At 41.0% G+C, this 21,706-nt stretch carries 15 protein-coding genes and 1 pseudogene; 6 read left to right on the top strand and 10 right to left on the bottom strand.

The window, feature by feature from the left end:
- Positions 1 to 414: 414 nt before the first annotated feature.
- Complete coding sequence (thyD, locus tag CSQ79_RS22675; protein WP_099703391.1) at positions 415 to 1,335, bottom strand: thylakoid membrane protein ThyD; 921 nt, start codon at positions 1,333 to 1,335, stop codon at positions 415 to 417.
- 165 nt (positions 1,336 to 1,500) lie between these two features.
- Here thyD and CSQ79_RS22670 point away from each other — a divergent pair, with 165 nt between their 5' ends.
- Positions 1,501 to 2,559 carry an iron-containing redox enzyme family protein gene (locus CSQ79_RS22670; protein ID WP_099703390.1) on the top strand — a complete coding sequence of 353 codons (1,059 nt, stop codon included), beginning with the start codon at positions 1,501 to 1,503 and terminating at the stop codon, positions 2,557 to 2,559.
- Positions 2,560 to 2,622: 63 nt separating this feature from the next.
- Here CSQ79_RS22670 and CSQ79_RS22665 read toward each other — a convergent pair whose 3' ends face one another.
- Together CSQ79_RS22665 and CSQ79_RS22660 are read right to left on the bottom strand one after the other, a co-directional pair.
- A complete protein-coding gene (locus CSQ79_RS22665) occupies positions 2,623 to 3,336 on the bottom strand; it encodes a class I SAM-dependent methyltransferase (protein WP_099703389.1) in 714 nt (237 codons plus the stop codon).
- Between the two features lie 297 nt (positions 3,337 to 3,633).
- Positions 3,634 to 3,963: a hypothetical protein gene (locus tag CSQ79_RS22660; protein ID WP_099703388.1), complete on the bottom strand. Its 330-nt coding sequence runs from the start codon at positions 3,961 to 3,963 to the stop codon at positions 3,634 to 3,636.
- A gap of 120 nt (positions 3,964 to 4,083) precedes the next feature.
- Between CSQ79_RS22660 and CSQ79_RS22655 the strand changes: the two genes are divergently transcribed.
- The 3 genes and pseudogenes from CSQ79_RS22655 to CSQ79_RS22645 all read left to right on the top strand — a co-directional run bounded on the left by CSQ79_RS22655 (position 4,084) and on the right by CSQ79_RS22645 (position 6,286).
- Positions 4,084 to 4,620 carry a rhodanese-like domain-containing protein gene (locus CSQ79_RS22655; RefSeq protein ID WP_099703387.1) on the top strand — a complete coding sequence of 179 codons (537 nt, stop codon included), beginning with the start codon at positions 4,084 to 4,086 and terminating at the stop codon, positions 4,618 to 4,620.
- Between the two features lie 167 nt (positions 4,621 to 4,787).
- A pseudogene (locus CSQ79_RS22650) lies at positions 4,788 to 5,836 on the top strand (SDR family oxidoreductase).
- Positions 5,837 to 5,986: 150 nt separating this feature from the next.
- Positions 5,987 to 6,286, top strand: a complete 300-nt coding sequence (locus CSQ79_RS22645) for a hypothetical protein (RefSeq protein WP_099703386.1) — start codon at positions 5,987 to 5,989, stop codon at positions 6,284 to 6,286.
- 107 nt (positions 6,287 to 6,393) lie between these two features.
- Here the strand turns inward: CSQ79_RS22645 and CSQ79_RS22640 are convergent, their stop codons facing one another.
- The 7 genes from CSQ79_RS22640 to CSQ79_RS22610 all read right to left on the bottom strand — a co-directional run bounded on the left by CSQ79_RS22640 (position 6,394) and on the right by CSQ79_RS22610 (position 18,423).
- Positions 6,394 to 7,635, bottom strand: coding sequence for an FtsX-like permease family protein (locus CSQ79_RS22640; protein ID WP_099703385.1), 1,242 nt, complete (start codon positions 7,633 to 7,635; stop codon positions 6,394 to 6,396).
- 122 nt (positions 7,636 to 7,757) lie between these two features.
- Positions 7,758 to 9,332, bottom strand: a complete 1,575-nt coding sequence (locus CSQ79_RS22635; RefSeq protein WP_099703384.1) for a B12-binding domain-containing radical SAM protein — start codon at positions 9,330 to 9,332, stop codon at positions 7,758 to 7,760.
- An 80-nt stretch (positions 9,333 to 9,412) separates the two neighbouring features.
- A complete protein-coding gene (locus CSQ79_RS22630; protein ID WP_099703383.1) occupies positions 9,413 to 10,813 on the bottom strand; it encodes an amidohydrolase family protein in 1,401 nt (466 codons plus the stop codon).
- A 38-nt stretch (positions 10,814 to 10,851) separates the two neighbouring features.
- On the bottom strand, positions 10,852 to 11,172 hold the full coding sequence (locus CSQ79_RS22625; RefSeq protein WP_099703382.1) for an Mpo1-like protein: 321 nt from the start codon (positions 11,170 to 11,172) through the stop codon (positions 10,852 to 10,854).
- A 288-nt stretch (positions 11,173 to 11,460) separates the two neighbouring features.
- Positions 11,461 to 11,964, bottom strand: coding sequence for a sterol desaturase family protein (locus CSQ79_RS22620; RefSeq protein ID WP_099703381.1), 504 nt, complete (start codon positions 11,962 to 11,964; stop codon positions 11,461 to 11,463).
- A 449-nt stretch (positions 11,965 to 12,413) separates the two neighbouring features.
- Positions 12,414 to 14,579: an ATP-binding protein gene (locus CSQ79_RS22615; RefSeq protein WP_502693959.1), complete on the bottom strand. Its 2,166-nt coding sequence runs from the start codon at positions 14,577 to 14,579 to the stop codon at positions 12,414 to 12,416.
- A 184-nt stretch (positions 14,580 to 14,763) separates the two neighbouring features.
- A complete protein-coding gene (locus tag CSQ79_RS22610; RefSeq protein WP_099703379.1) occupies positions 14,764 to 18,423 on the bottom strand; it encodes a WD40 domain-containing protein in 3,660 nt (1,219 codons plus the stop codon).
- Positions 18,424 to 19,343: 920 nt separating this feature from the next.
- On the opposite strand from CSQ79_RS22610, the gene CSQ79_RS22605 reads away from it, so the two are divergent.
- Both CSQ79_RS22605 and CSQ79_RS22600 read left to right on the top strand, forming a co-directional pair.
- A complete protein-coding gene (locus CSQ79_RS22605) occupies positions 19,344 to 20,513 on the top strand; it encodes a HetZ-related protein 2 (protein WP_099703378.1) in 1,170 nt (389 codons plus the stop codon).
- A gap of 238 nt (positions 20,514 to 20,751) precedes the next feature.
- Positions 20,752 to 21,702, top strand: a complete 951-nt coding sequence (locus tag CSQ79_RS22600; RefSeq protein WP_289501448.1) for a hypothetical protein — start codon at positions 20,752 to 20,754, stop codon at positions 21,700 to 21,702.
- Positions 21,703 to 21,706 lie beyond the last annotated feature (4 nt).

The raw sequence follows: 21,706 nt of genomic DNA, 5'->3' as shown, positions 1-21,706 counted from the left end.
TTGAGCAGCGACCAATCGAAATAAAACGGACAAAAAACTTCATATGTCTGTTTGACTGTGATAACGACTAATTTCGCACAACGCGATCTGATCGGGGACAACTTAATCAACCACCACACTCCGCATTCGAGCAATCATTCAGCAGGCAATAGTTAAGTGCGATCGCCATTAACGCTGACAACTCACTCTGCTCGAAAAAACGAACAAGTAAAGTTACTGCTCTAGCTGCAAACTTTGACAGACTTCACACAATTGCTTTATTCAGAGTGCAAGCAATCTTATTCATACAAATTCATGAGCTAAGCAAATTCAGCATTAGTTTAGCGACAATTGTCTTACCAACTAACTTCAATTACATCGTCACTTGAACCCAAGTGGTTGAACCTAAAAGTTATTAAGGCATCAGCTTAACTTTTATGACAAAATATCTGCTAACGCTTGTTTCACATTCGGGTACTGAAACTCAAAATTATACGCTTGTGCTCGTTGCGGCAAAACTTTTTGTCCTTCTAAAACAACAATTGCGCCATCTCCTAAAAGCGCTTCTATCGCAAAGCCAGGAACTGGTAGCCAAGAAGGGCGATTCATAACTTCACCCATCGTTTGACAAAATTCTGCCATTCGTACTGGATTGGGTGCAGTAGCGTTGAGCACACCTTGAATATCTTCGCGGTTGAGTGCTGCAATAATTAAATTTACTAAATCGTCGCGGTGAATCCAAGAAAACCACTGACGACCACTCCCAATCGGTCCACCGGCAAAAAGTTTAAAAGGAGTAACCATTCGTGCGATCGCACCACCCATTCCTAAAACAATGCCAAATCTTAAGATAACTAAGCGCACACCATAATCTAAGACTTTCTGTGCTTCAGCTTCCCAAGCGCGACAAACTTCCGCTAAAAAATCATGACCTGATGAACTTGACTCATCAAAAGTATCCGTTTCACTTGTGCCATAGTAACCAATGGCAGAAGCATTGACTAAAACTTTAGGTTTAGGATTTGCTTTAGCGATCGCCTCAACAATTTTTTGCGTACCAAGTTGGCGGCTTTGAAATATTTCCTGCTTGCGTTGAGTTGTCCAACGTCCTTCGGCGATCGATTCTCCAGCAAGATTGACAACCGCATCACAACCGGCAATTTCATTTTGCCAAGAGCCTGATTCCGTAGAACCATATGCCACAATTTCTACGTTAGGGTAAGCTTCTTTAGGAAAAACTCGTTGGGCGCTGGTAGGATTGCGTGTAAAAACTAGTACTTGGTCGCCTTGTGCGTGGAGGCGTTCTACCAAGCGACTACCGACAAATCCTGTTGCTCCTGTAATTGCTACTTTCATTTAATTTGCACCAACTGGTGTCATCTTAACAATTGCTCCAAAGCGAATCTAGCATTTTTCTTGTGTCTTCAATGATCTACCTCTAGAGTGGAGTATTGCGATGCGAGCATTACGGACAATTGTAATAACTTGTTCAATGTTATCCGAAGTATTACCGCTGAGGCGATGATTACACAAACCAACCAAACTGTATACAATGACGCCGAGCAGCAATTTGTAGAACTGCTCGATATGATAGATTTAGACGAAAAATTAGCTTCCGAACCGGAACTTGCCAGTCAATTTGAAGCATCAGTTGATCGCGCTATTCAAGATGCCTATTACACCGGATCTGGTGATGACGCAGCTCATCGTTTTTTACAGCGCGTACTGTATCGTATTAATCGCCTAAAGTTGTTTTGGTACGACGATTTGCGCCACTATACTAACGAACGTTCGGCTTATTTGCGGAGCGTACGCGATCGCATTGAAACACCTTGGCAAGCGTGGGAACTAGCACAACTTGATGTTGCTACAATTCAACAAGAAGATGTTAAGCAAGGGTTAGCAGAACGCGGTGTGAGAGATCTCGATCCGCCGTTATCTGAGGATAGTCGTTACATCCGCGAACAAACTACTGAAGCCGGATATCGCCGGATACTCGCGATTGGTTCTTTTGATGGTTTAGTTGAAGGTAGCCGCCTTTCGCGAATTTTGGGTGGTGCAGCGAATGAAGTGCAAGCAACACTAACTAAAGTGTTACTCGAAGAATATGGTAATGGTCGCCTATCACGCAAGCACTCAACGTATTTTGCTCAAATGCTATCTGAGTTTGGCATGAATACTGAACCCGAAGCATACTTCGATCTGGTTCCTTGGGAAGTGTTAGCTTGCGCCAATCACAACTTTCTAGTGACAGAATGCAAGCGTTATTTCTTGCGCTATAACGGCGGGTTAACTTATTTTGAAGTAGCAGGTCCTGCGGCTTATCGCAATTATCTTGCAGCAGCCCAACGTTTGGAACTTTCACAAGCTGCAATGGGTTACTGGGAATTACACATTCGAGAAGATGAACGTCATGGACAGTGGATGCTAGATGATGTTGCTTTGCCTTTAGCACAGAAGTACCCCGAACAAGCTTGGGAAATCTTGCTGGGATACGACCAAGAAAAACTGATGGGCGATCGCGCCGGAGAAGCAATAGTGCGATCAGCAAAAGAAGCTGATTTAGCTGCAGTCAAATAAGCAAAATTACGTTCCCTGTTGTTTCTTGATAGGGAACGTAATTTTAAAAAAATGTAGAAATATCTATAGAGCAGTCATTATTTGAAGTAATTCTTCAGATAAATCTAACTTTAGCTTATATTTTTTTGTAAATAGAACACCTGCTAGCATATAGATATTTTCTGAGTAGAAAGCCTGATTGTTTTTTCTTAATTCTGTGATTCTTTGTTGTACTTTAGGGTCAGAGCTATAGTAGCCAAATTTTAATGGTGAAACTATAAAATCTGCAATACCATATCCTGTTGTTATTGCATAATCTATTAGACTCTCTGGGTTAGAGTAACTAGAGATCATTAATAATACATTCTCATAAGCTAAAGATAAAAGCTTTTTTGTAATAGTAATCCCGTCTGTTCCTCCATGCAGAAATGGCTGATATATTTTATTGTCCTTAGCAGGCAAGTAAGGCGGATTTGAGATTAAATACTCAGCTTGATGTGCCGCGTCAAAAAATGACGTGTTGTGTATTATATAATTGCTTGCTAATCCGAAGGCTTCTATTTTAGATTGAGCAGCTTCGTACGCCAAATGATTGATTTCAAAGCCGTGTACCACTCCAGGAAATCTTGTCCTTACTAATGATTTTATCACTGGACTACCATCACCGGAGCCAAATTCAACGATCGCTTTTGAAGCCGGACAATTATTTAATACTAATGATTCTATGCAAAATGCATAAAAATCTGACTCTTCTGGGCAAAAGAAAACGTCTTTTAATGGCTGCGGAGAAGTAAGCATAGAAATTTCAGTAAACTTATATACTGAAATTAATCTTTAAGCTTTTCTTTATTCATCTATCGCTAGTTCTATGCCTAAAAGCCTAAGTATTTAAACTAAAAATTACTAAATTATACCAAAAGGATTCATCGTCCAAATCTGATAATATGCAGTAATGAACTATAGCTTAGCTATTGTCAACTTAATTCAACATAAGATGTTGAGTGTAGACAAGCAAAATGTCTACATCACAACAATATTGATTTGGTTGATTAGCCCACTTATCTTAAGTCATTGCTAGCAGAGAACTATCAAATATTATTGTGCTACTACAGGACGTTTTACTGCAAAGCGTCTAGCAACAATAATTGACCCTAAATTAGTTAAAAAACAGGTGCTTGCTAACCATAGCAAGATGTATGTTGGAGCCATCACAACTCCGATCGCAAACCAAGTCCAGATGTGCAACAACATCAACACTGCAAAGATACTAGCAATTCCTGCTGATTGATATATCTGAGCTAAGGGACGCCGCAACGCTGTCAGCAGGATTGTCAGCGAGGTAGCGATTAAGTTAGCAGGAACTAATACTGCACACAAGGCAATACAGTGATTACGTGAAAGCTCTGCAAGAGTGTTGAAAAACATTCAGTTACCTAGACGATCTAAGTTGCCAAATCCTAACACTAATTTTTAGTCAATGAACCATTGACTCGCATAATATTAAACTTTTCGTAATAATCAAGGTGACGAGCCGCCGATAACGTCATGAAGAATGAAATTGACAGCAACATAATTTGGGGTGCGCTCGTACTAAGTATAAGTATTGTAGGGGTACTTAGTTGGCGATCGCTTGCTTTTTGGATTTTGAAACCCCTCATTAGGCGTAAGTTTCCCACAGTTGAATGGTTAACTACACAAGAATTAGCACAATGGCAGAACTCTCAAAACCCACAGCCGATACTACTTGACGCTCGCAATGCAGCAGAATATCAAGTGAGTCATCTGCAACAAGCACAGCATATCAATCCGAAGCAACCTGAGTTATCAGCTTTACCCTCGCAGGAAACACCAATTGTTGTCTATTGCTCAGTAGGCTACCGGAGCGCGAAAATTGCAGCAAAATTAACTGAGGCTGGTTACAAGCACGTATATAACCTTAAAGGTAGTATCTTTCAATGGGTCAATGAAGGACGTCCTGTGTTTCAAGGCAACAATCAGACAACGCAAGTGCATCCTTACGATCGCCTTTGGGGACAACTTCTCAAATCAAAGTATCGCGCGAAACTAAATGAGGAAGAATGACGGAATGACAGAAAGTTACGAGTGTCGAGGTAAAAAAAATCTTTTCACTCAGACCTCAAATCGTCAAACTAAATCTCTCTTGTCAACCTTACGGTTGATGTCTAACTCCTTAAAATTTTTCTAAGTTAATTAATAAAAGTTCACAAACTTCTTTGCCTAGGGAAGTAATCAGGGTGCGGAAAAATTTAGGAGTAAAAGTGACTCAACTTAAACCCATCAATCAACAAGTCGTAGCAATTATCGGTGCTTCTAGTGGAATTGGTAGAGAAACAGCATTGCAATTTGCCAAGCGTGGAGCAAAAGTCGTTGTAGCAGCAAGAAGTGAATCAGGATTGAGAACGCTTGTGGAAGAGATTCAACGCCTGGGTGGTGAGGCGATTTATGTACTGGCGGATGTGAGTGATTTTGAGCAGGTAAAAGCGATCGCAGACAAAACTGTACAAGCTTACGGTAGAATAGACACCTGGGTTCATGCTGCTGCTACAGCCGTACTATCTCCATTTGAGAAAATCACGCCAGAAGAATTTAAGCGCGTCATTGATGTTAACCTGACAGGACAAGCATACGGTGCGATGGCTGCACTACCATACCTTAAACGCGAAGGACGTGGTGCATTCATCAGCATTTCCTCAGTAGAAGCAAGACGGGCAATTCCGCTACAAAGTCCTTATTCTGCTTCAAAACATGGTGTAGAAGGGCTTTTGGAATCCTTGCGTGTCGAATTAATGCACGAAGGTATTCCCATCAGCGTGACAAACATTATGCCTGCGGTAATTAATACGCCGTTCTACAACAAAGCCCGCACCAAATTAGGTGTAAAACCAACAGGAGTACCACCATATTATCAACAAGCTTGGTTGCAGAGGCAATTTTGTATACTGCTGAGCATCCAACACGCGATTTTATTGTTGGAGATATTGGTAAGATTCTCGATCTGATGCAAAAAGTCTCGCCGCAACTCGTGGATGCATTGTTACTAGCGATCGGTTTTGTGGGACAACGTACTGATGAACTGAAGTCAGAAGACGCACCACATAATGTTTTTGAACCTATTGAAGGTTATGACAGAGTTGAAGGAGACTTCAGCAATTTAGCAATACCCAGTTTCACGGATTGGCTAGATAGGAATCCATCAATAAAGTGGGGTGCTGTAGCCGCTGCAACATTAGGAGTTGCCACAGTTCTAAAAGCTTTATTACCTGGCAACGATGCTTAAATAACAAGGAAACAAGCCTTTCAATTAAATTCACCTGAATTTAATCCCTACGAAAGAGATAAGCCAAATACAGAATGAGATATTTTCAAATAAATTGAGGCAATTAGCTCAAATCAAGCCATTGAAGTTTGCAGCAGAGACCAAATTATTATGAGTAACGAACCCGAACAAGTACTACCAGAAGATCCTCGCGAAGCTGAGCCAGGTAGAGGGGCGCCAGGAGATAATCACTATGGCGTGCAAATGGCACAAACAACCGATGTCAATCCCCCAGATGCAGTCATACCTGCTAATACCGACACGGAAAGAAGTGTACAGCAGGTGGAAGCGTTAGAAGCGCAAGAAGAGGGAACAGGATTACCTACCACGGATGGTTATGTGGTTGACGAGTCAGGTAGGTTAGATAACTTTGCTGTTGAGCCGCCTATATATTACGAGGACGAGAAGTAGTTTTTAGCGTCATTATTATCTCCAGCTGAACAACCAAACTATCTTAGAGTTGCTAGTGGCTAGTCGTTAGTTGTAATTCACTCTTTACTAGTCACTAGTCACTTTGATTATGCTTTGAAAACGATCGCCGGATCGACGCGAGTCACTTTTTGAATGGCAAATGCAGCAGAACCAACACACATTAAAACTGTGACACCAAAAATTGCGATCGCACTTACAGGAGTAATCAAAATCATAATTCCCTGTGTTGCCATTGTCCAAGCTCCCACACCGTAGCACAAAATCATACTCGGTACATAGCCTAAAATTGCCATCCACAAGGATTGCTCGACAATGACACCATAAATTTTCCAGTCAGAAGCACCCATTGCCTTAAGCGTTCCAAATTCTTTTAAATGATCTGATACCGACGAATAAAGAATTTGCCCGACAACGACGACTCCAACTATGACACCAACAACTGTACTAAGACCCAAAAGAAATCCAATTCCTGTACGCTGCTGCCAAAATTGTTGATTGTGTCTAATGAGTTCTGCTTGAGTAAAAGCGCGGGTATTAGGTAACGCAGTTTCTATTCTTTGCTTGAGTACTTGTAAGTCTTCTCCTGAGTGTGCCTGAATTAGTACATGAGTAATTAAATCGGATGCTGCTAATGGTTTAGGTGCAGGAGTTGTATCAGGCTCAGGCTGTGTATAAACATTAGTACATTGAATATCTGATGAACCTGCTTGCACTTTGCACGATAAAGTTGCACTTTGACCGGAATTAGCATAGGCGTTAGCATTTGACAAGGAAGTAAATATAAAGGGGTTAGAGATAATCGAGCGATTTCCCTGTGTCAAGCCAATGACTCGTGCTGGTAAAGTCGCAATTTCCTCAACTTCCCCAACATTGTGTACATTGAGTGTTGTGAGATTTGTACCATCCAGCATCACCGTGTAAGGCTCCGATAAAGCACTAATGCTGCCTTGAGTAACGTTTTTGGGTGCAAACAGTTGCCCATTGGGATCGAAGCCAATAATTCGTACTAAGTTAATCTCTTGTAACGAGTTACGCCAAATTGCACCTCTGAGCGTTAAAGGTTCTGCGCTGGCAACACCATCTACTTTTTGAGCGTCATTAACTTTGCTGGCAGGAATAGGCAAAGATAGTTCCAGATGCACAATACTCTCAGAAGTCACCCAGATATCCGCTTGCGAGTGTTCAATAATCTGTGTCGTTGAGCGAGTAAAACCATTAAAAATCCCTGTTTGAATTGTTACCAAGCTTACTGCAAACATGATTCCCGCTTGGGCGACAAGAAAGCGTGGTAGATCTTCTAGGAGATTTTTTCGAGCAACTGAAACCATATTCAGTAAGTGAATGAAAACAAACGTAACTTAAAGGTTGTTAATGGTTAATTGTTAATAAGTTGCCGAACTATCAACAATCTTCACAGCAGGATGAGCTGATGAAGCCGCGACTTTAGTTGTTAGGCTGCATATGTTTTGACTGCCATATCTTCCTTTGATTCTTCCAATAATGTAGCTAATTGTGCTTCAATTTCGTCACGGACAATTTGCCGATATTGAATAAAGTGTTCAATTAGTGCACAATTACTCAAATAAGGAACAAATACACCTGGATTATGGCGCATTATGCCAAATAGTTGTTTCCAGAATTGAAACCGAGTATTACGTTTAAAGCCCTGTCGCCAGCAGATAATGAATACTGCTCGCATCTCGATAAGTTCCAACATCCGAAAGGGTGCTTTGTGTGGTGCTGGCTTCATTGCCATAAAGTGACGGTATACTCTTGATAGATAGCGACGAGGTTCATACAGTTCCCAGAAGCAACTCACGTACTCGCGTGCTAACTCTGGCAAAGGACGCGTAGGAACAAAGTTTGTTAAAGTCATCTGATGACCTTCAGTTTCTTGCTTCGCTTCTAAAAGACGCCCTTCTTTCTGTAGCCGTTGCCATAAAGCAGTATTTGGCAGTGCTTGTAGTAACCCAAACATCGCTTTAGGAATTGCTGTGGTTTCGACAAAATCGATAATGCGATCGCCTGCACCAGGTTTTTCATCATCGAATCCCAGAATAAAACCTGCCATGACGCTCAAGCCAGCTTGATTAATTTTCCGCACCGACTCGACTAACGAATTGCGCGTATTTTGGAATTTGTGAGTTAGCGCCAGGCTGTCGGTATCTGGCGTTTCAATTCCTAAAAATACTGAAGTAAAGTTCGCCGCAACCATCAATGCTAACAATTCATCATCTTGTGCCAAATCTACCGATGCTTCTGTAGCAAGGCGAAAAGGATATTGGTGTTCTGCCATCCAAGGACCAAGTTCCTGTAGTAACAGCTTGACATTGCGCTTGTTACCAATAAAATTGTCATCGACCATAAATACTGAACGCCGCCAGCCTAAATCGTAAAGTGTCTGTAACTCAGCGATTAGTTGTGCTGGTGTTTTGGTTCGAGGTTTACGCCCATACAGCACAATAATGTCGCAAAATTCGCACTGAAAAGGACACCCCCGCGAAAATTGCACTGACATCTCGTTATAGGCGTTGAGATCGAGGAGATCAAATCGTGGAATTGGCGTACTAGTGACATCAGGCTTTTCTCCTTTGGCAGTAAAAATTCCTGAAGTTTCGCCGCGTTCGAGTGCAGCAACAAGAAGTGGTAACGTAATTTCGCCTTCATCTAAAACGAGAAAATCTGCTCCCGCTTCCTGCGCTGCATCAGGGACAGAAGTCACATAGGGACCACCCACTGCTACCAATTTATCCCGTCGCTTTGCCTCATGAATTAGATGCAGCATATCAGGTTTTTGGACAATCATGCCAGAAATAATGACTAAATCTGCCCAAGCCCAGTCTGCTTCAGTTTCCTCGCCTACATTGCGATCTACAAGGCGGAACTCCCAGTTTTGAGGCAAAATTGCTGCTACAGTAATCATCCCCAATGGGGGCAGAGAAACTTTACGCCCAATGAGTTCTAGTGCGCGATCAAAGGACCAGAAAGATTTGGGGAAAAGTGGATATAAAAGTAGTACACGCATTGTGTTAGGTGCTAGGAGTTAGGAGCGAGGGGTTAGTGGCTAGTGGTTAGTAACTAGGAATTAATTTGAGAAATCCGACTTCATGTAGATAGATTTGCTGTTTGCGTTGAGAGATGAGTTGGTAGCGTTTGACGCAGGCGATCGCCATATAATGCTAAAGCATTACCACCTAGAAGTAACTCCAGGTGCTCGCGATCGTAATCTGCAACTGTCGCAGCATCGCGGACGCAATTTTGTAATACGCCATCCCAGTGGCCATAATCGCCGGAGAAGCAAGCGAGGTGCTTGCCAGTTTCACCCATAGCAATGTGTAGATAGGCAGGACCAGGATCGTCAGATTCAAATGAAGTGAAAATTTGTCTGCGTTCAAAATATTCTAAGGGATCGCGGTGACGTAAGTCGTAGTGTTCGTACAAACTTGCATCATCAATTTTTGTCGGATCGTGCTGTGTATTCCACAATAAATCAAATAGGTTTTTTGCTTGACTAATCAAGTTGACGTTATTGTGTGTCCCGCGTTCTTGAATCATTAACTTGGTAAATTCCATCAACGACGGGCGATAAGGGTGTTTCGGATCAAAATCACGAATGCGCTTTTCCCAATGTTCGTGGAATGCATGGGCTAAATCGGGTACCCAACCACAACCCCCTTCTAGAAACCCGACGCGCAAGGTGGGAAATTGCTCAAATGCGCCATCAAATATCATCCGTGCTAAAGCTAGCTGTTGTTGGTTGCGCTGCACAAAAATGTGGGTGAGGACAAAAGTCTCGGTGTAGTCAGATATTCCGCCTACCATGTAAGAACCAGGTCCTCCATGTATTCCCAAGCCGATATTCAAATCGACTGCAGCTTGAAGAATGGGGCGAAAGTCTGGATGGCTAATTGTTTTGCAACTGCGGATTTCGGGAAAGGCATCAGGTGCTTTCGGGTGCGGAATTGGCATATTTGGAGCAACAGCAACGCTGATCATCCCCAGTTCATTAACACAACGATGCATCTCGGCAACTGCTGCATCAACGTCTTGTAGTGGAATCACGCCAATGGGTTTCAATCGATTATCATAACCCCGACAGTCATCTGCCATGTAACTGTTGTAAGCACGGCAAAGCGCGATCGCTAAGTCTTTATCCAGAATGCTAGAAAAGATTAAGTTTAACGTACCGTAAATCACATGAACGTCAATGCCTTCGCGATCCATATGTTCAATGCGGATGCGATTAAACATTGCGCCTAATGTCGTATCCGGATGCAAATTGCGGAAACCACCTTTACCCATGCCTTGGGGTTGCGGAAACATCCGCATCAAGTCGTTTTTTCCGGTTGCGGGGTTAAAGTCAATAATTCTTGCCCTTTGATCGCCTAAGCTATCAATCACTAAACCAATGCGATCGCGATACTCTGGCTCGATATAATCTCGCATGACCAATGGATTTTCGAGCTTATGGGCATCCGCATCAATAACTGGTAAACCTTGATACATGAGTTATCCTTAAAATCAATAAATATTGTTGCTTGAAACTAATCACTGAGAGCTTTATGCTGGAAATACTGCAAGAGTTGGCGTGCACCAAACCAATTCTCAAAAGACCACTGCATTGATGCTAAAATTGTTATCCCTGGATACTTGACAAACGCAGGTTCATTCTTTTCAAAAAAAGCATGACCGCCTAGAGCAAAAACTTGGGTTAACACTAAACAGACAATTGTGAGTCGCCAATCGTAGAACAAAAAGATAACAGCGGCGATCGCTACAATATTTGTCAAGTGATGTAGAAATTGATTAATCGGGTGCTGGTGGCTTGCAACAAAGTGGGCTTTTGCCTCTTGGAAGTATTTCACAGCGTATGCCCCTATCTCAAAGAAAATTGCCAATGTTGTTAGGAACAATAGCACCACAAGTCTCTATGACCAACAAAAATAATAAATTCTTTATTGATCTTGAGAATTCAATGAGATATACAAACTCAAAATGAGGAGTAGCATATAGAAATTGTTAATCCAATTAGGACATTCTAAAACTTACAACTGTCTTGTACAGTTTGCTGAACGGCAAAAATCTCCGCACGCAAATTTCTGCAGCTTCAAATAATTACTTTGAACTGCAATGCGCAGTGTCCTCTGCTATCCTTACCACCATCGCAACTGCAGATAACCGCGTTCAGGTTGATTTCGTTCCTCATCAGTGAGCCATTCTACAGGCTTGTAAGTCCCAAAAACGCGATCCCACCAATCTACAGCTAAACCAAAGTTGTGATGCCACATACCGTACTTATGATGGACATAGTGAACAGGCATTTTCATCCAAAAGCACTTTGTAGGGTTCTCATGCTGCAGTTGATGTGCGTAAGCTGAGAAAGCAGCATAAATTAGTCCTCCTAGAAACCAACCGATTCCGGCTTCTAAAGAAAGGAAAAATACAACAATCATGACAACAAAGCTACCGCGCACATAATCGCGAAATTCCCAGATGACGCCTTGTCCTTCATTGCGGCGGTGATGATCGCGGTGACGTTCGCCAATTTGATGGGAAACGTGCATTAATCGATGCAGCCAGTACTCTACCAAACTCGCTAAGACAAACGCGAGTGTAAAACAGATAACTCCAATCAATATGCTGTGCAAAGTAAACATAACGCCTCCTAACACCGCTAATTCTACTTAAATTTAAGTTATCGTTAAATTTTTAGACTATTTCACTTGATTCCTACTGTAGAAAAATATTCTTCACTTCTGCATCTGTACTCTTGCCACTGTCAAGCACAACAGTATAGGGTAACACTTCAAATGACAACCTTAGCTTTTTACTGCCCTAAGTTAATACCGCTTTTGTCTTGGTATAACTCGCAAGGCGATCGCCACCAAGTTTCCGAAGATACAACAATACAACAAAGGAAACGGAAGGCTATGTAAATTAGGAGACAGTTTCGACTGAATAATTCCGATTATTTTTGTAGTTTTTAAAGAGCGTAGGTATCATTCATACACTCAAATTCTTGATTATAAGCAAACCGTCATTATAGTAAATTCTAAGGCGTTCTTGGGGTCTAGGCAGTAATAATTAATGCAAAAGCGATCGCATTTTAAGCTTTAATAAAAGTTTGCAATGTATGTTGTAAAGTAATAAAGTTCAAAGGTTTACTAAGATAAGCATCTGCACCGGATGCAAGACAGCGATCGCGATCTCCTGTCATAGCCATAGCTGTCAACGCAATTACTGGAACTGATTGCCAGTAAGGACTATTTTTGAGTTGTCGGATGAGTTTGAATCCGTCAACTTTGGGCAATTGAATATCCATCAAAACCAAGTCAGGCAAAGCTTTTGCAGAGATAACATATGAATCAATTGCTTTCATCATCATTTGACCATCTGCAATTAACTCTACCTTGTAACCCTGTAACTCCAGCATTTCTGTAATTAAAGCTTGGTTATAGGGCTGATCTTCTACAACCCAAACCCATTTACTTTTGCCAACACTAACTATCTGTTCTTCAGTAGCATCCCCTTTAGAGGATACTAACTGTTGACGCATTTCGGTAAGCGGTAGCCATACGCGAAATGTACTGCCTTGATCTGCTACTGATTCAAGAGAAACAGTTCCGCCATGCAGTTCTGCTAATCGTTTTGTGAGTGCTAATCCTAAGCCCGTTCCTTCATGTTGTCGTGTTAAAGAAGCGTCTATCTGTTGAAAGGGACGAAAGAGTAAATGCCATTTTTCTGCAGGAATACCAATACCTGTATCTTCAACTGCGATACACACATAAGGTGTACTTAGATTAATTGGACTACAATCTGGTCGATACATCTCTGATTGCAATTGATTGCCATAAGCGATACGACAACTAAGTTTGATGTGACCACCTTCAGGTGTAAATTTGACTGCATTAGAGAGTAAGTTAATTAAGATCTGGCGAACACGACGCTCATCAAGGTTTGCCTGTGTTAGGCGATTGTCAAGATCGAGTGATAACATCAGTCGCTTCTTATTTATGCGAGGCTGAATCATCTCTTGACACTGCAGACAGAGATCGGGAATGGATACAGGTTCTAGTTCTAGTTCTACTTTGCCAGATTCAATTTTAGATAAGTCGAGAATATCGTTAATTAACTGCAATAGATGTTGACCACTTTCTTCAATCACTCGCAGATATTTAGTTTGGCGCGGAGTTAAAGAATCAAATTGGCGTAGTAGTAAATCTGAGAAACCTAAAATACTATTGAGGGGCGTACGCAATTCGTGCGACATGGAAGCGAGAAATTCTGACTTAAGCTGCGAAGCTTGCTCTAAATCTTCGTTAATCTGACGCAGGCGTTCCTGAGCTTGAGCGCGTTCGATGGCAACTCCAAGCATTCGGCAAGCTGCTAATAGCATATCTTGCTGTGGGGCGTCTTGTAATTTGCGTAGACTGCGAGATTCTAGAGTCAAGACACCGATAATCGTACCATCAGCCGCAGGAATCGGGAAAATGCCTAACTGACCAATACCTGGATGTCGAAATGCAGATACAGCCTGAGGATGTTTGTAATAGTCTTCAATAAATAATGGTTTAGCCGTATCAACGACTTGCCACAGAAGTCCTTGTCCGTAGGGAATTCCTCGCTCGAGAAATTTTGCCATTTCTGCTGTCACTGTATCGCCGTAAGTCGCAACAAACTGCGCAGAGATTTCACTGGTGAGTACATAAGCCCAAGCTTCTTGGTTTTTTCCTGAGATCACTTTGACATCACCAAAAGCAGCTCCCATTGTTTGGACAAGATAACTAAGAGCAAACTGTCCAATTTCTCGCAGTTCACTCGCAGGCTGGATGCGTTCCATTAATCCCAAAAGAAATGCTTGCCGTTTGAGTTCTGCGTTGAGATATGCTTGAGAGCGCCGATGCTCAGTAATATCCAGAAAAGTTATCATTCTTCCAGCATCGGAAGTTTCACTAGAATAAACTTCCAGCGATTTCCCGTCTGTTTGTTCAATGTAAACGGGGAAAGTTGTATTACCATTTAATAGAAGCAACAGTTGTTCGGACTTTGCTTGTGACCAGTAGCCTTGTTTGACAATTTCAACAAAAACTTCTTTGTCATAAGGCTTTTGTTTGAGCCAATCAGAATGTAATCCCCAATTTCGACAAAATTGTTGGTTAAAGACAACGAGGCGATGTGCACAATTGAATAAAGCGATCGCTTCGCCTACTCTTTCAATTAGTGTCTCCTGCTGATGAAGATTGATGTTGTGCTTTGATTCCAATGGCTGTATCAATTAATTCACCTGCAATGGCAGTATTATACAAGACGACAGTCTTGTGTAGGCTCATTCAAAAATCTACTGAAAAAATAAATTACATTTAGTGATCCAAACAACTTACATTTGTGATCTAAAGCACATTAAGACAGTGTTAGAGGAAAAATTTATAGATTTCTCTTCATTCCACCGACACAATTTAAGCTGTAGTTTCCTCTGCTTCTATCTCTACTGCACCAAGTGCTTTAAGCATGGCAATTTGAGCGTCAGTCAACCCTGTCACACCTGTAATATTCATTCCTTCATAAGGGCGATCGCTGCGGATTGTTGTAATACACTTGCCGGTATCAAGATCCCAAAGTTTAATTTTTTCTTCTTGTTCGCCACTTGCAAGAATTTTACCTTGCGGATGAAAGCTCACTGATGTGACGCGATCGCTGTGCCCTTCTAATGTTTGTAAACATTTACCAGTACGAACATCCCAAAGTTTCAATGTTTTGTCATCGCTAGCACTTGCTAAAAGTTGCCCATCTGGACTAAACGCAACAGACCAAACACCATTAGTATGTCCTTGTAATGTTTGTAAACATTTGCCTGTGTCAACATCCCACACTTTGACTGTGTAGTCATCGCTAGCACTTGCTAAGATTTTACCTTGCGGATGAAAGGCAACAGACCAGACACCATTAGTATGTCCTTGCAGAACTTTAAGACATTCTCCGGTTTGGATATCCCATAATCGTACTGTCACATCACCACTGCTTGCTAAGATTTTGCCTTGAGGACTAAAAGCAACAGACCACACCCAATTAGTATGTCCGATGAGGGTTTGTAAACAACGCCCTGTATTCACATTCCACAACTTTACAGTATGGTCACCACTTGCACTCGCCAAAGTATCATCTTGAGGATTGAAAGCAACTGACCATACCCAGTTTGTATGTCCTTGTAGTGTTTGAATGAGCTTACCTGTATTGACATTCCATAAATTAATCTTTTCACTAGCACTTGCGAGAATTTGTCCATTGTGACTAAAAGTGGTTGAAAGAATACCACGGGCATGTCCTTGAAAGGATTTTATGACTTTACTCGTGGAAATATCCCACAATCGCACTGTGCGATCGCTACTTCCAGTTGCCAACATTGTGCCATCTGGACTAAAAACAACAACTCGTACTAGATTTGTATAACCCCAAAGAGTCTTTAATGCGTTACCTGTAGCAACATCCCACAGCTTTAACAAGCGATCGTCACTCCCGCTAACTAAAGTTTGACCATCCGGACTAAAAGCAACAGACCAAACTCGACTCGCGTGTCCTTGCAGTGTTTTTGCGCATTGTCCTGTGGTGAGATTCCACAACTTGATTGTTTTGTCGTGACTTCCACTAGCTAGTGTTTGATCGTCAGGGCTGAAGGCAAGGCTTTGAACTAAATAGGAGTGTCCTTGCAATCGCCAACAATTCCCACTATTGATATTACATATTGTGATGTTGCCATCATCGCTACCACTTGCAAGCAGCGTACCATCTGTACTAAAAGCGATCGCTCGAATTGGCTGTGCAGATTCAGTGAATTTGATAACCTGAGTGCTACTGATATCCCACAGCATGATGCTACCATCGTTGCTTCCACTCGCCAACAAATTACCTTGAGAATTAAAGCTTACCGACTCGACCCGATTTGTATGTTCTTGTAAAGATTGCAAGATTTTACCTGTTGCGATGTCCCAAATTTTTACAGTGCGATCGTCACTACCTGTTGCTAAAGTTTTACCATCAGGACTAAAAGCGAGTGACCAAACCCAACTCAGATGTCCGTGCAATGTTTGCAGTAGTTCACCTGTATGCGCGTCCCAAATTTTTACAGTGCGATCGTCACTACCCGTTGCTAAAATCGCTCCATCAGGACTAAACGAAACTGCTAAAATCCAACGAATATGACCTTTCCACGTTAAAACGGGCTTCATGTCTGCAACGCGCCATAACCGGATTTGACCTGCTTCACCTGCAGTCACGATGGTTTGACTATCTGGACTATAAGCTAATGCTAAAATGCAGCCGAAGTTTTCGGTAAATGCTGAGTTTGTTAAATCTGCATGTTGTAAATTGACGTGTTGCAAGTTAACGTCTTTAAGATAGGCTTGCCAAACAGTAATTTCTGAAAAGTCGTAGTAATTTAAATCAGCTTGTAACTGCACGAGTAGGTTAAGAACATTACCTCCTGCATATCCTGGTGTAATTGATGTAGACAACCGCAGTTCGAGAAGAATGCGATTGAGCTGTTCTTTAATTCTTTGTTTGTTGCCAAAGCTAGCTAAAAGTGTGTTGATTAATGGTTGAAAGATCAACCGTTGCGCATCTCGAATATAGTCTTTAGTTTGTGCTTTGATCAAAGCATGACTATTGAAAAGATTAATATCTTTTGTCGTAATTTCGTTACAAATTTGAGAAATAAACTGAGCAGTAACATACTCCATCACCGCAGGCTGCTGCGTAAAACTAGCAGCACTTTTGCTAACAATCGGTACAGCTTTTTCAATTAAAGAGCGCTGTTGTAAAGATTCTAGTGCTTCTAGAACTTCGCGTGGCGATATGATAGGGAGAATATCTTGCTTTAGCTCTGATAATGTCACAGGTTCGCGATTGATTGCTAACCAATACATAACTTGCTGTTCAGCTATCGACAGACGCCTAAATTGCTGACCTAAAAGATCCCAAATATCTCCAAAAACTGCGGTACCTTGCTCGAGAAATTGCGTCACATCGCCATCAAATAACTCTTGAATATTTGTCGCAACTATCTTTAATGCTAGTGGATTACCACGATAGTGTTCAAATAACAGTTGCTGTTGTACATCTGAGCAAAAAAGTCCTTTAGTCTCAAAAATATCTTTACCTTCAGATTGAGTTAAGCCATCTAAATGAAGCGATCTTACAGGTAAAGTAATTCCCTCAGAGGATGCTAAGCCCCTTGGTTTCTCACGGCTTGTAACAACTAAGCAACTTTGATGATGTGTTTGTGCAACACAGCGTAAGAGTTGTCCATATTCTTCGTATTCTTCAATGTAATGTCCCGCACGTTCCCCTTGACGTAAAATTGTTTCTACATTGTCAAGTATCAGTAAACATCGAGACGAACGTAAGTAATTTACAAGATGTAATATTCTATCTTCTACACTTTCCGGTAAATCGTTGATGGTTATTTGTTGATTTGAGAGAAATGAAATCAAGTTAGTGAGTAAATCTTGTATAGCTGGAGCATTCCGCAGCGATCGCCAGATGACATAATCAAAATCTGTATGGATTTCTTGCGCTAACTTAACTGACAAACTGGTTTTTCCAATTCCTCCCATTCCTAGTAATGTCACTAATCGGCAGCGATCTTGCACAATCCATTGTTGTAGTGTTGCTAATTCTTTCGTTCTACCATAAAAGATTGATATATCAGGCGCACTTCCCCAATCGTATTGAGTTTTAACTTCTCCTAAATTCGGAGTTATGTGCGCGTTCAATGCATAAATCTGTGGAGTTTGTTCAGGTAAAGTCTCCTTGGTAAAACTTGCTTTTTGCCATCTTAATGTAGCCAGATTATTAAAATCTTTGTGTGTAACCCGTGCATACCGTAAGACAACAGACTGAAAGTTGTTTTTAGTCACTTTTTTACCAAAAACTTTGGTCAGCAACTGCCACAGATGAGAGCCAGTGTCTTTAATATAACCCGTATCATAACCAGAGGCTCTAGCAATCTCCATGTAAGATTTCCCCTCCCAAGATTGTCGAAATACAATTTCTTGAGCTTTGTTCAAGCGTCCTTGTTCGAGGAGCTTCTCTATAATATCCATTGCTTCTTCAACGTTCATCTACCAGCACCTCTAGTGTTTGTTGTCGTGCTGAATCAAAGGAGAGATAATAAATCTATCACCTCTTGGAATGGGTATTATATCCGTAAAATAAAAACTAAAATTGTAATTTAAATTACTCATCATCTAGCATACAACTATTAGTAGAAAAACGTGACCGTCATCTATCTTACTCATTTAGCAGCATTATTCTACTATTCCTCCTGATAAGGCACGTCCGACTTTAATACATTTTTATGACTTTTAGCTGACCTTGTGGTGTCTTTTACCGACTGACAGGGAAATGACAATAACGATAAAGTATGTCTCAAGTAAGTTACTTGAACTACTTCAGAGTTCTTAGCTTTGAGGAAAACCTTAATAAAAATAAAAGTAGCAAATTAATAAACCATAACACCTAAAACAGATTCTAGATTCTTAAATTTCTCTTTCTACATCATACTGATAAAGCAAAAAGGTAGTTAAATGTATATAGAAGGTAATTTTAGGCAATTTGTGTATGTTTTTCTTGTAGTTTCAAAAGCAAATAATTCAGAAATATTATTTTCTGAAAGTCAAGCTGCTAGAAGCTTATTTAGCGCTAAATCAAACTTAATGTATCGCTCTGATATTGAAAGATTAAATAAAAGTTAGGAAAACTGATTTGTAAAATTTAGTAAATAATGCATTGTTGCTGGCTTTGATACTGAGAAATCAATAGATGTTAACCAAAATTTATTAATAGATTTTTAAGGTAGAACGAGCAACATAAAGGTTAAAAACTTTTAAAAAAGAACTGAGTATTGAAGTAATGCAAAATTTCTAATAAATATTGCAAAACATCACAAAAAGGCAACTGAAAGAATTTGCACAAGTTAACACAATCAGAAGCATCTGCTACATAAATTAATTGAGTGCCACATATAGAAGTGCAGGTTGTCATGCAAACTTTACGGGTATTTAAGGAAGACAATCTCATGATTAAATGGACAGAAACTTTGACACAAGGTTGGCGATCGCGGCTTTGTCGCGAACTACAACAATATTCTGAAGTCACCCAAGAAAGTATTTGGCGCTGGCTAATTGGCAATGATATTGAAAGAATCGAGACAATGCTTCCCCACGAGCTAGATCTCGTACAGCAAGGAATGGAATACCGCTATTGCATTTTACTGCAGCGCTATTTAGGACAAACGCCAGAACGAGCTTACCGCAACTTGACAACTCGATTGAGTAGCTTGGTGCTTCTCCGTAATAAAATTCGGACTTGGGTATCTCTGAGTCGCGATCGCACGACAACAGTGTTGGATGTTTTACAAGAAGTTATTCAAGAGTTGTTGCAAAGCGATCGCTATATGCAGCAACAAATGAACTGGATTGCCCAATGTACTAACGATGTGAAACTACGCAACGCACTACTATTTACTAGTCTAGAAGAATATAGCTTGCGCCGGATTAGGAATCAGCCTTTGATTGCCTATCGATTTGTTAACTATTTACGCCGTATTTCGCGTGGAGGATTAACGCAAGTTCCCGCCCAAGATCTCGTTAAGCTTGTCTCAGAGGATCTCCTCACTGAGGACAACGACGATCCAATTAGCCTATTTGATACACCAGCGATCGCTGAATATCAAGATCGACAAGCTTTCATAGAACAACAAAGTTTAAGAATCAAAGTTCAAAAGGAATTTGAAGCTTATTTATTCCAAAAATTAGGAGCAACCGCAGTTAAATGGTTACAGCTATATCTGCAAGGAAAATCACAAGAAGCGATCGCCCATTATTTAAACTTGCAAGTCAAAGAAGTGTATCGGCTACGTGAGAAAATTAGCTACCATGCAGTGCGCGTATTTGCTGCAAAAGAGCAAACTGAACTTGTCGGAAACTGGCTAGAAAATTCTTTACAAGAACATAGCTTCGGTTTAACGCCGCAGCAATGGCAAAGCTATTGGGCTAAATTAACTCCCAAGCAGTGTCAGCTTGTTAAGTTACTAAAAGATGGTAAAGATACAGCAGCTATCGCCCAAACAATGCGTTTGCAAACACATCAGGTACTTAGCGAGTGGACTAAACTGTACTTAGTAGCTCAAACGATTAGAAGTCAAGATTGAGACGATCTACTTTCTCTTGAATGCTTTTAACATAGCTGTCATCCGCAGATTTTAGATCGCTTTATGTATCTTTTTTCTTCAGTAATCTAGAGAAATTTACGACAACAATCGCCATAATATTCCACTATACTAGAACGAGAAGAGAATTAATTAACACATAAAGTTAAGTAATTTTACGGTTGTTCGACCAAGTAATTGATTAGTATAGCGATCGCACGTTTATAACGGGGTGCTACAGGTGGATATTCAGCAAATGTTCTGGCTTATCGACAACATCATATCTCTTGAAGCCTGTTTGTATCATCAAGTGCTGCCTTTGACTTTAGCAGAAAATGTTTTGCGGCTAGGCATGGTAAATCCAGAAGACAGTGTCGCTAAAGATTACGTCAGTTGCATTGTTTCCCACCTGAGTTGCGCTTTGGTACCACAATCAATTGGCTTAAACACACATCGGGCAATGCTATCAGCCTACTTAAAACACAAAGAAACTTCCCAACAAGCCAAACAGCCCCCAATTCCTCCTTTAGCTATAGAAAAGACATCATCTACAAGTGAAACAGAATCAAAAGAAAATTTACTAGCCTTGCCAACGTTAGAAGTTAATCCACTTCATCTTTCTAGTTCCATAGAATTACTGTCAACCTTACCTGCAAAAGATCTGCTGCAAGAGTTACTCGGACGAATACTCACCGAAGGAATTGGTAGACTTTATTTTGAGCGGCAATATCCTCAGTTTGGTCGCATTCTCTGGAGTCTTAATGGTGTTGTGCAATCGATACTAGAAAAACTCCCTGCGCAACGATTTCAAGAAGTTATTGATGAACTCAAGGAATTAATGCATTTAGCGATCGCACCTGTAGAAGAACAAACACAAGTAGAAATTGAACGCCTTTACCAAAATAGTCGCATACTATTACGTTTACAAATCATGCCTGGTGCTTTTGGTGAAGAAGCAACCCTCCAAATCTTACGTGGCGCAGCGCTAGAGTTTTACCAACAGCAGCAATCATCACACTTGGGTCAAGATGCATTATCCATTGCCCAACAATTACAGCAAAAGTTGCGGGAAATGCACAAACGAGCTAAAATGCACCCTAACTTAAGCCGCGAACAATTAGAAGCACTACCAGTACTTAATCAACTGCTGGCAAACGTTAACAGTCAACTAGAAAAGCTTAAAGAAATTTAATGAG

The organism is Gloeocapsopsis sp. IPPAS B-1203, from assembly GCF_002749975.1.
Taxonomy (GTDB): Bacteria; Cyanobacteriota; Cyanobacteriia; order Cyanobacteriales; family Chroococcidiopsidaceae; genus Gloeocapsopsis.
The sequence above is the reverse complement of the archived record's forward strand: the minus strand, read 5'-3'. Positions and strand labels throughout refer to the sequence as shown.

Bases quoted from the DNA above. Each gene is read 5' to 3' on its own strand.
- CSQ79_RS22605 (WP_099703378.1), top strand. From the start codon at position 19,344: ATGCAAACTTTACGGGTATTTAAGGAAGACAATCTCATGATTAAATGG.
- CSQ79_RS22660 (WP_099703388.1), bottom strand. From the start codon at position 3,963: ATGTTTTTCAACACTCTTGCAGAGCTTTCACGTAATCACTGTATTGCC.
- CSQ79_RS22645 (WP_099703386.1), top strand. From the start codon at position 5,987: ATGAGTAACGAACCCGAACAAGTACTACCAGAAGATCCTCGCGAAGCT.
- CSQ79_RS22670 (WP_099703390.1), top strand. From the start codon at position 1,501: ATGATTACACAAACCAACCAAACTGTATACAATGACGCCGAGCAGCAA.
- CSQ79_RS22665 (WP_099703389.1), bottom strand. From the start codon at position 3,336: ATGCTTACTTCTCCGCAGCCATTAAAAGACGTTTTCTTTTGCCCAGAA.
- CSQ79_RS22655 (WP_099703387.1), top strand. From the start codon at position 4,084: ATGAAGAATGAAATTGACAGCAACATAATTTGGGGTGCGCTCGTACTA.
- CSQ79_RS22620 (WP_099703381.1), bottom strand. From the start codon at position 11,964: ATGTTTACTTTGCACAGCATATTGATTGGAGTTATCTGTTTTACACTC.
- CSQ79_RS22640 (WP_099703385.1), bottom strand. From the start codon at position 7,635: ATGGTTTCAGTTGCTCGAAAAAATCTCCTAGAAGATCTACCACGCTTT.
- CSQ79_RS22610 (WP_099703379.1), bottom strand. From the start codon at position 18,423: ATGAACGTTGAAGAAGCAATGGATATTATAGAGAAGCTCCTCGAACAA.
- CSQ79_RS22630 (WP_099703383.1), bottom strand. From the start codon at position 10,813: ATGTATCAAGGTTTACCAGTTATTGATGCGGATGCCCATAAGCTCGAA.
- thyD (WP_099703391.1), bottom strand. From the start codon at position 1,335: ATGAAAGTAGCAATTACAGGAGCAACAGGATTTGTCGGTAGTCGCTTG.
- CSQ79_RS22635 (WP_099703384.1), bottom strand. From the start codon at position 9,332: ATGCGTGTACTACTTTTATATCCACTTTTCCCCAAATCTTTCTGGTCC.